Below are 12,623 nucleotides of genomic sequence, written 5' to 3' on the forward strand. Positions count from 1 at the left end.
CCCGATCTGAATAGGGGTACGTTGAGCAAAAAGGAGCGGATCAGATGGCCGAACAGATGCGAGCAGTGGAAATCAGCGCCCACGGTGGGCCAGAAGTTTTGCAAGTGGCCGCGCGGCCAATGCCTGTGCCGGAACACGGTCAAGTCGTGATCAAAGTCGCCTGGGCTGGTGTGAATCGCCCCGATGCGTTGCAACGCGCCGGGCTGTATAACCCGCCCCCAACAGCGAGCGACTTGCCCGGCCTCGAAGCCAGCGGCACGATTGTGGCGACTGGCTCGGGGGTCAGCGGGTGGTCCGTGGGAGATCCGGTTTGCGCGTTGCTGCCCGGAGGTGGTTATGCGGAATACGTGGCAACGCCGGCCGCCCATTGCTTGCCCGTGCCTGACGGAATGGGCCTGAAAGAAGCCGCCTGCCTGCCAGAGACCTATTTCACGGTCTGGTCCAATGTGTTCACCCGTGGGGGCCTGCAAGCAGGAGAGCGTTTTCTGATTCACGGCGGGTCGAGTGGCATTGGAACGACGGCGATCCAACTTGCCAACCATTTTGGAGCGCGGGTCTTCGTCACCGCCGGGTCAGAGGAAAAATGCGCAGCTTGCCGGGATTTGGGGGCCGAAGTTGCGATTAATTACAAGGATGCAGACTTTGTCGAGGTTATGAAGGCGCAAGGGGGTGCGGACCTGATCCTCGACATGGTTGGTGGTCCATACATACAACGGAACCTGAACGCTTTGGCCGACGACGGTCGCCTCGTCCAGATTGCCTTTCTGCAAGGCCCCAAGGTCGAGCTGAACATGGTCCAGCTTATGACGCGTCGCCTCACCATGACGGGCAGCACCCTGCGTCCACAAAGCGATCTGGCCAAAGCCCGGATTGCTCAGGATTTGCGCGAAGCGGTCTGGCCTCTTTTGGCGGCAGGGCGCATCGGCCCGGTGATGGATTCCGAATTCCCTATGGAACAGGCCTCCGCAGCCCATGCGCGCATGGAAAGCTCCGGCCACATCGGCAAGATCGTACTGGAAGTGGCGGGCGGGTAGGGGGCCAGCCCCCTCGGCCTGTCGGCCTCACCCCCGTGGTATTTTCGGTCAAAAGAAGCGAAAGCGTCCACGCCACTCATCCTGTGAGCACCGTGGACACAAGGAAGAAAGCAATAGCTTCTCCTGACACGGCCATCGGCTCCACAGCCTGTACCGTGGGCCGACCAAACATAGTTAACCTTAACAATTCGTTTCTTCTGACTGAAAATACCACCGCCGGAGGCTCCGGCATCAGCAAAAGGCGCTTCGCAAGGCGTTCTAGCGCATCGGTGTAAACCGCGCATCCCGCGCTTTGCAGTCACGCACCACATCCTGACCACACGGCACCGGTTTCAGGTCTCGAGAGAGACAAATTCTGGCCTCCTGAATAAACCCTTGCCGACAAGTGATCGTGATCCCGTCTGGTTCCATGTCGGGATTGGCCTTCAGGAACGCCTCTTCCACAACGGAGGCGGGCAGTTTGACTTCGCGGTCAAGATTACGAAACACCTCAGGACGCACGACACGGCCATAAGCCTCGCGCGATACAGCGTAGTAGTCGCGCGCGGACAGGCCCGAGCACACGCCATGCTTTTTCCATTGATGCCAGGCCAGTCCGGACGTGCCCATGATGTCTGCCATTTCCGCCGTCATCCCCCGCGATGGCGCGCGTTCAGAGGTCGGGCAATAGGACGGATACCCGCGATGGAACTGCGGCCAAAGCCCGTGCATGATCCACCCGTGATCGTGGCGTGCGTCACATTGATCTGATCCGCGCGCGTCCCCTTCATAGGCGCACCAGTTCGGCGACCAGCTAAGGCTGAGGACGTAGTAGTCGAACGTTCCCGCCTTTTCCCCGTCGGCAATCACGGGCAGGGCCATACACAGCCAGATCAACAGAATACGCATTGGGCTTTCCTTTTTCCGCGCTGCCACTTATACGGCGTCCAAGTTCCCCCACAACGGAAACCCGCCTTGCCAAGCAAGGCCGCCTATTTCAGGCGACGGGAAAGATATGCGCGAAGGAGCACTAGAAATGGCAAAACCGATCATGGCACGCGCCACCGCCGTCTGGCTGGTGGACAACACAACCCTCAGCTTCAAACAGATCGCTGACTTTGTTGAGATGCACGAGTTGGAAGTTCAGGGCATCGCTGATGGCGATGTCGCTGCGGGCGTCAAAGGGTTTGACCCCATTACCAACAACCAGCTGACGCAAGAAGAAATCGACGCTGGCGAAAAGAACCCGCTCCACAAGCTGGCTCTGAAATTCTATGCCGCCGCTGCCGGCGAGGAAAAGCGCCGTGGCCCTCGCTATACCCCACTGTCCAAGCGTCAGGACCGCCCTGCCGCGATTTATTGGCTGGTGAAATTCCACCCCGAACTGACCGACGGTCAGATCTCCAAACTGGTGGGCACAACCAAGCCGACGATCCAATCGATTCGTGACCGCAGCCATTGGAACATCTCAAATATTCAACCCGTAGACCCGGTTGCCCTTGGCCTGACCAAGCAATCTGAACTGGACGCCGCCGTACAAAAAGCCGCCGCGAAGAAGGCCGCCGACAGCCCTGTGATGTCTGATGATGAGCGCCGCAAGCTGGTCAGCACAGAACAGTCTCTGGGCATGGAAGCCGAGCCCAAGATCCCAACCGCCATCGAGGGGCTTGAGACATTCTCGCTCTCCATGGACGTGGATTCGGACGAGGACGATGAGGATAAATCCACCCTTGTGGATGCAGACAGCCTGTTCAACCTGCCCAAAGGGGATGGGCCGGACGAAGACGAACAGCCCTGATCGCAAACCCACGCTTTATCATTTGAACGGGCGCGCCTAAGTTAGGCGCGTCCGTTTTCGTTTCATCAAAAGGGTTGCCCGATGAACCAATATGCCGCTCTGAAAGAGGCCCCGACTGTTCCGATCATCTGCGATCTGCGCAGCGATACAGTCACGGCCCCGGATGCCGCTATGCGCGCCGTTATGGCGGACGCTGAGGTGGGCGATGACGTCTACGGAGAGGACGCGACAGTCAATCGGCTCGAAGCAACTCTCGCCGAACGGCTGGGCAAAGAGGCGGGGCTGTTTCTGACCTCGGGAACCCAAAGCAATCTTGTCGGTCTGCTCGGTCACTGCGCGCGGGGCGAAGAGATTATTACAGGGCGCGATTATCACATCTGGAAATATGAGGCGGCGGGTGCGTCCGTGTTAGGCGGGATTGCTCTGGACCCGCAGCCGGTCGCGCAGGACGGAGCATTGGAACCGGACATCGTCCGGGCGGCCGTCAAAGAAGACGACTCGCATCATGCCATCTCGCGGCTACTGACGCTTGAAAACACCCACAATGGTATGGCCGTCCCTCTTGAGCGTTGTCAGGCTGCGGCAGAGGCTGCTCGAGATGCCGGGTTGTCCGTCCATCTGGACGGAGCCCGGTTTTTCAATGCTGTCGAGGCGCTGGGCTGCACTGAGACGGATCTGGCGGGGATCTTCGACACCGTTTCGATCTGCCTCTCCAAAGGGCTTGGCGCGCCAGTCGGCTCGGTCCTCGTAGGTCCGCGTGATCTGATCGACCGTGCACGTCGCTGGCGCAAGATGCTTGGCGGCGGAACACGACAGGCCGGAGTTCTGGCAGCTGCTGGCCTGCACGCGCTTTCGAACAACGTTGAACGCCTTGCCGAAGACCGGATGCGGGCGGAACGTCTGGGGCAGGCATTGTCCGCCTATGGCGACGTGAGCCAAGCGACCAACATGGTCTTTTTTACGCCAAAAGGCGGTGTGACGCCTGGCTTGCAACAACATATGGCGATCAATGGTGTGCGTCTGAGCGGAGCGACAGGCACGACCCGGCTGGTGCTGCACAAGGATATCACCGACGCGGGGTTGCAGGCTGCGATTTCGGGATTTGAAACCTACGTCGGCTGATTTTTCCGCTTTTAACAGGCGACGATTTGAGGCCAAACATGCGTGTGTTGGTGGCGTTCACGTGTGTTTCACGCACTACAAATCTTTGCGCGCGCGCATCGCCGCCGTGATCGTCCCATCGTCCAGATAGTCCAACTCGCCGCCAATCGGCACACCTTGCGCCAGAGAGGTCAGACGCACCCGCCCATCAAGCTGGTCAGCGATGTAGTGGGCCGTGGTTTGTCCGTCGATTGTGGCATTGAGCGCCAAGATCACTTCGGAGATGCCCTCTGTCTCGACACGGTCCATTAGGCGGGGAATACGCAACTCGTCCGGGCCGACTGCATCCAGCGCAGACAAGGTGCCGCCCAGCACATGATAGCGGCCCTTGAAGACGCCCGAGCGTTCCATCGCCCACAAGTCAGCGACGTCTTCAACCACACATAGCTCGCCTGTGGCGCGCTTTTCAGAGGTGCAGATATCGCACACGTCCGTGGTGCCAACATTGCCGCAGTTCATGCATTCGCGCGCGGTTGCGGCGACGATCTGCATCACGTCAGCAAGCGGTGTCAGCAACAGCGCGCGTTTTCGGATCAGGTGCAGAACCGCGCGCCGGGCCGAACGCGGACCAAGCCCGGGCAGCTTGGCCATCATTTCGATCAGGGCGTCTATGTCCTTGGTACTGCTCATGGGCAGGACTCTATTGCCGATTGTTCAGGACAGAAAGCGCAGATTGCTTGGTCCTGATTCATTTAATCTCAACAGGTTCGATGCAATGTGCCGACAAACTGACCTTTGTGTTGAGGGGATATGCGGCAAATTTTGCTCCTGCATTGCACGTTGACCGTCTGGACTGTGATGTCCGGTGCGGCGATCGCTTGCGCGTATCCTCATTCGTTTCGCATTGTTAACAACACTATCATCGAACAACTGGATCGCGGGGGTGAGGTTGGTGCATATGTGCGTTCGACCTTGCGGTGTGCTCTTGACCACATGCCGCCGGACGCGATGCTGACGTCGATGTCGGGTGACATCAGGCGCGGGGATCTGCGTGCAGCGCGGCGCGTGCTCGCGGCGGCGGATGCTCTTGCGGATGGCCGCGGCCTCAAGGTTGATCCCGACTTGCGCGCGGACACCAGTCGCCTCAACGAAGCGGTCGAAGCAGAGTGTTCCAAAGGCGCGCACGGCGCCAGTGGTACCGGCGAGGCAACGGGTGTTGAGACGGGTGGTGCACGCAAAAACGGCGGCGCCGGAAGCGGTCTAACCTTTGAAGAAGGCATGGCCCGCCTCATCATTATCTTCACGCTTTATGCCGTGTTCTTGGTGATTTTGTTCACCTTTTGGCAGTTCTATCACCGCCGCATTGGCTCTGAAAACCCCGACGGCAATGACGCCTCAATTCCTTTGGCCACCGCCATGGCCAAGGATCGTACGCAAAAACTGCGCGACTCTTAAAACGGCAGTTTCATCCCGGCGGGCAGGCCCATGCCTTCGGTCAGTTTGCCCATTTCTTCTTGCGCCCGTTCACCGGCTTTGGCTTGGGCGTCTTTGATCGCGGCAAGGATTAGGTCTTCGACCACTTCCTTGTCATCGCCGTTAAAGATCGATGGGTCGATGTCGAGGCTCGTCAACTCGCCCTTGGCGGTGGCTGTCGCCTTCACAAGGCCTGCACCGCTTTCACCCGTGACAGTGATCCCGTGCAGATCGTCCTGCATCTGCGCCATCTTGGTCTGCATTTCTTGGGCTTTTTTCATCATCCCGGCCATATCGCCGAGCCCGCCTAGGCCTTTGAGCATTTTGAGGTCTCCGTTGAGTTCAGAGCCGCGTTTCGCGCGGCGCAGTATAAAGGATCATGCCACCACATATCGCAGCCACAACCGCGATGAACAAGACGGGCGAGCCGATACAGCCCTCGGCGATGGCCAAAGCTTGCGTTTCGCCGTCCAACCCGACCAGCGCGACAAGCGACACCCACCCGGTCCACAGCAAGACCACGACCAGTGCCCCCCACTGGTGACGAAAGCGCACCGCCAATGCGGACAGGACCAAAAGAATGAGCGATGGGGGTGTTCCCATCAACCCAATGAGTTCATCCCAGCCAGTCGCCTGCGCGCCAGGAGTCCAGAAAGGGCGAACCTTGTCACAAACCCCGGCCCATGCGGGCAGCGGCCATAGCGCCAGGATCAATCCTCTTCGAAAGGGTCCCATTCGTCGTCCACTTCTGGCAGCGCCTCGGCTTCGGCGGCATTGGCAATCTCTTGTGCGGTCCGGATGGATGTAATGCTGGCCTTGGGAAAGCTCGCCATTACAGCCTGCACCAGCGGGTGTGCGTTGGCCGCTTCTTTCAACGCCAGATCGGCGGCATCGCGCACTTCGGCCACCGTCGGAGCACCACCCTCGTTCACGACCGAAACGGCCCAGCGGTTGCCAGTCCACAACTGCAAACGTTGCCCAAGCCGTTGCGCAAGGTCCCTCGGCGCGTTGTCGGTGGGGACAAATTCGATCCTGCCGGGTTGGTAAGCCGCAAGGCGCAGACCGGTCTCGACCTCGACCAGCAGTTTGACGTCGCGATTGGCGCGGATCATTTCCAGAACGTGTTCGAACGTCGGAAACCGGGCGAGGGCGGCAGCGGTGTCTTGCGCAAGGGCGGTGGTCTGGCCCGCCGCGTTCGGATTGGCCGCCATCCTGGTTTGCGCCTGTACCACGGCCTGCGCGCCCGAAGGCGTTCCGCCGGGACCGGGCTGTGCTGCCGGGGCAGGGGGTGTCGCGTTTTGCAACTTGCGCACCAACTCGTCCGGGCTGGGCAGGTCCGCCACATGTGTCAGACGAATGATCGCCATTTCGGCGGCCATCATCGCATTCGGGGCCATTCCAACTTCGTCCAGCGCCTTAAGCAGCATCTGCCACAACCGCGATAAAACCCGCATCGGCAGCGTTTCGGCCATGGCCAAACCACGACTGCGTTCATCTGGTGAGATCGTGGGATCTTCGGCAGCTTCCGGCGTGATCTTGACCACAGACACCCAATGGGTGATCTCGGCCAGATCGCGCAGCACCGCCATCGGGTCGGCCCCGTCGGCATATTGCGCGCCCAACTCGGTCAGCGCACCATTCGCATCGCCCTTGAGCACCATGTCAAACAGATCAAGCACGCGGCCACGGTCCGCCAGCCCCAGCATAGCGCGGACTTGATCCGCTGTCGTTTCACCGGCACCATGGCTGATGGCCTGATCAAGCAGCGACGTGGCATCACGCGCTGACCCTTCGGCTGCGCGGGTGATCAGCGCAAGCGCGTCATCTGTAATTTGCGCCTCTTCACCGCCTGCGATCTTGCGCAAAAGCGCAATCATCACTTCGGGCTCGATCCGGCGCAGATCAAACCGCTGACAACGCGACAGAACCGTCACGGGCACTTTGCGGATCTCGGTTGTCGCAAAGATAAATTTGACGTGCTCGGGCGGTTCCTCAAGCGTCTTGAGCAGCGCGTTAAAGGCGCTGGTCGATAGCATGTGCACTTCGTCGATGATGTAAATCTTGTAACGGGCGGACGCCGCGCGGTAGTGCACCGAGTCGATGATTTCGCGGATGTCGTTGACCGAGGTGTTCGAGGCGGCGTCCATTTCCAAAACGTCCACGTGCCGCCCTTCCATGATCGCGCGGCAAGGTTCGCACGCCCCGCATGGCTCAGTTGTGGGGCCGCCGTTTCCGTCCGGCCCGACACAGTTCATGCCCTTGGCGATGATGCGGGCCGTGGTCGTCTTGCCCGTGCCACGAATGCCAGTCATCACAAAAGCCTGCGCAATACGGTCAGCATCGAACGCGTTCTTGAGCGTCCGCACCATGGCGTCCTGTCCGACCAGATCGGCAAAGGTTTCGGGGCGGTATTTGCGGGCAAGGACCTGATATTTGGGCTGTGCGTCTGTCATCGGTGTTCAGGGGCCTCGGACTTGGATTCGTTGTGACCTGCCAAGACTACGGGGCGCGCCGGGTGACGTCCACCGCTACAGTTGCTCGGCAAGCGTCCGCAATACATCTGAATTGCGCCGTGCCCTTGCCAGCATCCAACCGCCCTGAATCAAGACAAATAGGTGTTCCGCCTTTGACTTGGCCTCCGTTTCTGACAGCCCCAGCCGCTCGGCGTGGTCCAACACCTCAGCGATCCACCCGTCATATATATGGGCGGCATGGGCGCGCATCTCGGTGTTGTCCGGTCCCTCAAACAGGGTGGCAGCGATCGGGCACGTGTCCCATCCGGTTTTGTCAAACAGCTTTGCCAGTTTGTAGCATAGGGTCGTCGCCCCGGCCTTGAACGTGTCGGCGCCGTCAAAACTGGCAGCGATCAGCCGCAGCATCTCATCAGACGCCCATGTTGCAGCAGCAATGGCAAGGTCGGATTTCCCGTTGGGAAAGTGGTGGTAAAGCGACCCTTTGGGGGCCTTCGCCTCAGCAAGCAAATCCGCAAGACCAACACCGTGATAGCCCCGCGTGCGGAACAGCGTGGCAGCGGCAAGGATCAGGCGGTCTTTTGTCGGGCGTGCGGTATCGGTCATTATCGCTATCTTGACAGGACTAGACCAATTGGTCCAGTGTCCGAAATAGACCGATTGGTCTAGTCCTGTCCATTGCCCGGAGGCGCGTGATGTTTGATCAAAGCTCAACCCTCTACCCGGTGTCCGAAACCTCTCTTACCTTCAAGACGGATGACGGGGCAGAACTGGTTGGACGGTTTTATCGACCCGACACTGATCCGGTCGCTGCGGTTGTGCTGAACAGTGCCACGGGCGTGTTTCAAACGTTCTACACTCACTTTGCCCGCTGGCTCGCGGCCGAGCGGGGGATCGCCTGCCTGACCTATGACTACCGGGATGTCGGGCGGTCGTGGTCGGGGCCTTTGCGGGCCTCAACGGCTGACATGTCCGATTGGGGGATTCGCGATCAGGTGGCCGCACGCCGCGCGATGTCGCGGGCCATGCCCAATGCGCCCCTCTGGATCGTGGGGCATTCTCTGGGTGCGATGTTGCTGCCCAACCAACCCGAAACAGAGACCATTGAACGCGTCATCGGGGTCGCCTCTGGGATGGTGCACTACAGCGATCACCCCTGGCCATATCGTGCCTTGGCGATGAATTTCTGGTTCACCATCGGGCCTTTGGCGACCGCAATTTGTGGATACCTGCCGGGCAAACGGTTGGGGTTCGGAGAAGACTTGCCCAGTGACGTGTTCTGGCAGTGGCGCAAGTGGTGTACCGCACGCGGGTTTAATGCTGGCGACATTGGCCCAAGGCTGCCAGCGCCAAACTGGGGGAGTGACGCCAAGGTGCGCCTGCACGCGTTCACCGACGATGATTTGATCCCATCACACTGTGTGGATCGTCTGGCTGAGAACTATGCCGGCAAGGCAGAGGTTGTACTGATTGATCCGAAAAAGCACGGGCTGGACAGCGTCGGACATCTGAGCGCGTTTTCGCGACGCAATCGGGCGCTGTGGCCGCTGTTTCTGGATGGGTAGGGGGAGCGACCTGTTCGGCGCCAGCACTGTCTCAGGCGCGAGTCCTGTCCCGAAGTGCCGTGGCCCTCTCGCGGTTCTTTCGAACCGCTGCCGGGCCTACGCGCGTCTTGCGTAGCAAGACACGCTGAGGTGAGAGATTGACAACGACCCAAGCGGGGCTCGTTACGGCTGCTTCCTTCCGGATCTGACCGGGTTGGCGAGGCGCCTGCCCGCGCCAACCTCTCGACGAGTGATATAGTCCTGACGTCTCACGGGCGCAAGCGTCTGATCAGATCAACACACTCACCTCAAGAAAACCGGCCTCGTTCTCGCCGATCAACTGCGGCTCAAACGCAGCGATCTCGTCAAGATGTGCTTCGGCATGGGGTGAAGTTTCGATGAACACGCGTCTCGGATGCTCAGACGCAAAACGCCAAACGGTTGGGCAATGGTCAGGCGGCATAGCCCCGCGCGCCACCATGCGGTGAACTGCGTCGCATAGATCATAGTTTGTCCGGACAACTTGAGTGTCTTGGGTAATGCCGGGAAAATTCCCGCCACCCGCAGCCCGAAAGCTGGTCGTAGCGACAAGGAATTTTGCGTCCTCATCCACAGGAGCATCGCGGTAGCTAAGCCGCCGCACCCGCCGTGCGTTTGGGCTCATGATTTGTCCCGAGGTGTCAAACATTGCGGGGCGAAAGGGGTCGATTTCGGCGTTTAGGCCGTGGAGCATGTCAAAGTTGAAAGAGGGTACGTCGGGGTCCACCAATCGACCTGTTCCGCTCGCAGTCGGGGCGAAAAAAACGGCGGCCCGCTCAACCCATCGTACCAGTTCGGCACCTGTCAGAACGAGCGCCCAGATGGCATTCGAAAACGGGTTCAGCATTGAGACATGGCGCGCCTGTACAGGCCCGGCGGGGATATGCACATAGTTGCGGGGCCCCGCGACGCCGCCCATCGTTATGGGCGCAACCGAGGCAAGCAGCGGCAGATCAGCCAGATCCGAGCCCGCGACCTGCTCTTTGATGACATCCACCATGGTTCGGGCAATCAACGCGTCAGACGGTCCAGACATTAACATCCCGAAATAGCTGTGCAGCCCGGAATTGGTGTGTGCCAGTGTCCGATCCAATATGGTTTGAGTTCGCTCGATTGCTGGCGCAATCAGAGTGGCTATGTCCGGGGGCGGAACGTCATCTTCGCAAGGCGTCAGCAGCTTCACGTCATGGCTCGCGACATGCCAGCCAGTTTCGGTCCAGCCCAATGACAGGTCGATCTGGCCAAGTGCTTCAGCCGCAAAGCCGGGCATCACAGCTGGAATCCCATTCAAATCCGTTTGCCCGTCGACGCCCGGGAACAGCTGGTGCGTGTGGCCCAGAACGAGGGCGTCAACGCCCTCGACTTCATGGGCGAGAGAGGCGCCAAAATTTTCACCATCCGTCGACTCGCGGGTGCCAATGCCACTGTGGCACAGCATCACAACAATGTCGGCCCCACCCTCTTGCAGGGCAGCCACAGCGCGTCGAGCCGCTGGGACACCGTCATCAAATTCGATCAATCCTGCCAAGAATCGTTGGTTCCAGATCGCCGTTTCCGGCGGCAACACGGATGTCACGCCGATCTTGATGGTGCGCGCTTGCCCGTCCGAGCACGTGATGGTGCGCGTCAGCATTACGGTCGGCGCGACTCCGGCTACGGCGCCATGCGAAAAGCTTGCGCAAAGCGTGGGTGCATTTGTGTATCTGACGATCCGTTCCAGAAACGGCACACCGAAATCAAAATCGTGGTTTCCAAGGCCTACGGCGTCATAGTCCAGCGCATTGAGAAGGTCGGGCCAAGGATGGCGTTCCTGGCTTGGTTGTGCCGCGCAATCTGCGCCGACAGGTGTGCCCTGCAAAGCATCTCCGTTGTCAAAAAGGATGCAAGCCCCCTTGGCTGTTGCCCGCGCCCTTTGAATCGTACTTGCCAAAACATCAAACCCGCGCCCCTTCTCATTGCGCTGGTGCAATGCGTCCCATCTGGTCAGGTGCATGTGGACATCGCTGGTTGCAAGTATACGCAAATCAGCCAAGGCATAAGGCGAGTTCATACCTCAAATCCCCCCATAGGTTGAGCGAATGCAACCCCGGACACACAGGTATGGCGCAATCCGTGCCTGGGTGTGGATTGTATGCCGGCATTGCACCCGCTCGATGCCCGTGCCAAGCCTGCACGCAGATTTGAGATGCTGAAAATGGAGGCATTAAGGCATGCGTCACGCCGAAACAGTCACTTTTGGAGGGTCGGCACTGGACCGTGCTGGCGAAGTGCGCGGAGACGCGACGGCTTTGGCCGCAGCAGCCACTGACCCGGCTGCGCGCACGATCCTGTTGTGGCGAGGCAAACCATTGATTGATCAGTCCCGCCCGGCCAAACTGGTGCGTTTGCCGATGGACCATCCAGTCTTGGCGTCTGCTGATCCGACGCCCATCCTGTTGGGGCGCGAAGACGGGGCACCCCGCTTTGCGCATAGTCTGTCCGGATGGGAGCCCGAAGACCTTGATGCCAGCCAACTGGGTGGATTTCTCGACCCCAGCGAACAGCATCATCCCGAATTCAGCGCTGATGAAGTGTTTCTGGAACTCAGGCGTGTGATGACATGGCTGAACCCGCGTGACGCAGAATTGGCGGCAACAGCCAAGGCCGTCTTTGGCTGGCACGCAAGTCACCGTTTTTGTGCAAAATGTGGGGAACCTTCTGACGTGACGATGGGCGGATGGCAGCGAACATGCCCTGCCTGCAACGCCCATCACTTTCCACGCACCGACCCGGTGGTGATTATGCTGATCACACATGGAAATTCGGTGCTTATGGGCCGCTCTCCGGGGTGGCCAGAGGGGATGTTTTCACTGCTTGCCGGCTTTGTGGAGCCGGGCGAGACGCTCGAGGCTGCCGTGCGCCGCGAAGTGTTTGAGGAATCCGGTGTGCGCGTGGGGCATGTGGACTATCTTTCCAGCCAGCCATGGCCGTTTCCCGCCTCTTTGATGTTTGGATGCCATGGCCACGCCACTTCCGAAGAGATTACGATCGACCCGGAAGAGATCGAGGCGGCGATGTGGGTCAGCCGCGAAGAAATGATGACTATTTTCGCCGGAGAGCACCCCACTGTCCTGCCAGCGCGCAAAGGGGCCATCGCACACTTTTTGATTGAAAACTGGCTTGCGGACACTTTGGATTAGTCCGA

At 59.7% G+C, this 12,623-nt stretch carries 13 protein-coding genes and 1 other RNA gene; 6 read left to right on the forward strand and 8 right to left on the reverse strand.

Annotation, left to right across the window (positions count from 1 at the left end; all coding sequences use genetic code 11):
- Positions 1 to 44: 44 nt before the first annotated feature.
- Positions 45 to 1,034, forward strand: a complete 990-nt coding sequence (locus tag DHN60_RS04130) for an NAD(P)H-quinone oxidoreductase (RefSeq protein ID WP_108836028.1) — start codon at positions 45 to 47, stop codon at positions 1,032 to 1,034.
- 258 nt (positions 1,035 to 1,292) lie between these two features.
- Here DHN60_RS04130 and DHN60_RS04135 read toward each other — a convergent pair whose 3' ends face one another.
- Positions 1,293 to 1,922, reverse strand: coding sequence for a ribonuclease T2 (locus tag DHN60_RS04135; RefSeq protein WP_108836332.1), 630 nt, complete (start codon positions 1,920 to 1,922; stop codon positions 1,293 to 1,295).
- Between the two features lie 127 nt (positions 1,923 to 2,049).
- Here DHN60_RS04135 and DHN60_RS04140 point away from each other — a divergent pair, with 127 nt between their 5' ends.
- Complete coding sequence (locus DHN60_RS04140) at positions 2,050 to 2,811, forward strand: DUF1013 domain-containing protein (RefSeq protein ID WP_108836333.1); 762 nt, start codon at positions 2,050 to 2,052, stop codon at positions 2,809 to 2,811.
- An 81-nt stretch (positions 2,812 to 2,892) separates the two neighbouring features.
- Complete coding sequence (gene ltaE / locus DHN60_RS04145) at positions 2,893 to 3,933, forward strand: low-specificity L-threonine aldolase (protein ID WP_108836029.1); 1,041 nt, start codon at positions 2,893 to 2,895, stop codon at positions 3,931 to 3,933.
- A gap of 75 nt (positions 3,934 to 4,008) precedes the next feature.
- Here the strand turns inward: ltaE and recR are convergent, their stop codons facing one another.
- On the reverse strand, positions 4,009 to 4,602 hold the full coding sequence (gene recR / locus DHN60_RS04150) for a recombination mediator RecR (RefSeq protein ID WP_108836030.1): 594 nt from the start codon (positions 4,600 to 4,602) through the stop codon (positions 4,009 to 4,011).
- A gap of 150 nt (positions 4,603 to 4,752) precedes the next feature.
- Between recR and DHN60_RS04155 the strand changes: the two genes are divergently transcribed.
- The gene (locus DHN60_RS04155) at positions 4,753 to 5,367 is read left to right on the forward strand and encodes a hypothetical protein (protein ID WP_159089110.1); all 615 of its coding nucleotides are present in this window, start codon (positions 4,753 to 4,755) and stop codon (positions 5,365 to 5,367) included.
- On the opposite strand, the gene DHN60_RS04160 is transcribed toward DHN60_RS04155, so the two are convergent.
- The 4 genes from DHN60_RS04160 to DHN60_RS04175 all read right to left on the reverse strand — a co-directional run bounded on the left by DHN60_RS04160 (position 5,364) and on the right by DHN60_RS04175 (position 8,462).
- Positions 5,364 to 5,708 carry a YbaB/EbfC family nucleoid-associated protein gene (locus DHN60_RS04160; protein WP_108836032.1) on the reverse strand — a complete coding sequence of 115 codons (345 nt, stop codon included), beginning with the start codon at positions 5,706 to 5,708 and terminating at the stop codon, positions 5,364 to 5,366. The genes DHN60_RS04155 and DHN60_RS04160 overlap by 4 nt on opposite strands.
- Positions 5,709 to 5,727: 19 nt before the next feature.
- The gene (locus DHN60_RS04165; RefSeq protein WP_234423514.1) at positions 5,728 to 5,988 is read right to left on the reverse strand and encodes a hypothetical protein; all 261 of its coding nucleotides are present in this window, start codon (positions 5,986 to 5,988) and stop codon (positions 5,728 to 5,730) included.
- A 107-nt stretch (positions 5,989 to 6,095) separates the two neighbouring features.
- Positions 6,096 to 7,838, reverse strand: a complete 1,743-nt coding sequence (locus DHN60_RS04170) for a DNA polymerase III subunit gamma/tau (protein ID WP_108836034.1) — start codon at positions 7,836 to 7,838, stop codon at positions 6,096 to 6,098.
- A gap of 75 nt (positions 7,839 to 7,913) precedes the next feature.
- The gene (locus DHN60_RS04175; RefSeq protein ID WP_108836035.1) at positions 7,914 to 8,462 is read right to left on the reverse strand and encodes a TetR/AcrR family transcriptional regulator; all 549 of its coding nucleotides are present in this window, start codon (positions 8,460 to 8,462) and stop codon (positions 7,914 to 7,916) included.
- 89 nt (positions 8,463 to 8,551) lie between these two features.
- On the opposite strand from DHN60_RS04175, the gene DHN60_RS04180 reads away from it, so the two are divergent.
- Positions 8,552 to 9,421: an alpha/beta fold hydrolase gene (locus DHN60_RS04180; protein WP_108836036.1), complete on the forward strand. Its 870-nt coding sequence runs from the start codon at positions 8,552 to 8,554 to the stop codon at positions 9,419 to 9,421.
- A gap of 127 nt (positions 9,422 to 9,548) precedes the next feature.
- Here the strand turns inward: DHN60_RS04180 and ffs are convergent.
- Positions 9,549 to 9,646, reverse strand: an RNA gene (ffs, locus tag DHN60_RS04185) — signal recognition particle sRNA small type.
- A 43-nt stretch (positions 9,647 to 9,689) separates the two neighbouring features.
- Complete coding sequence (locus tag DHN60_RS04190; protein ID WP_108836037.1) at positions 9,690 to 11,489, reverse strand: 5'-nucleotidase C-terminal domain-containing protein; 1,800 nt, start codon at positions 11,487 to 11,489, stop codon at positions 9,690 to 9,692.
- Between the two features lie 160 nt (positions 11,490 to 11,649).
- Here DHN60_RS04190 and nudC point away from each other — a divergent pair, with 160 nt between their 5' ends.
- A complete protein-coding gene (gene nudC, locus DHN60_RS04195) occupies positions 11,650 to 12,618 on the forward strand; it encodes an NAD(+) diphosphatase (protein WP_108836038.1) in 969 nt (322 codons plus the stop codon).
- Positions 12,619 to 12,623: the final 5 nt, after the last annotated feature.

The organism is Tateyamaria sp. Alg231-49 (assembly GCF_900143535.1).
Taxonomy (GTDB): Bacteria; Pseudomonadota; Alphaproteobacteria; order Rhodobacterales; family Rhodobacteraceae; genus Tateyamaria.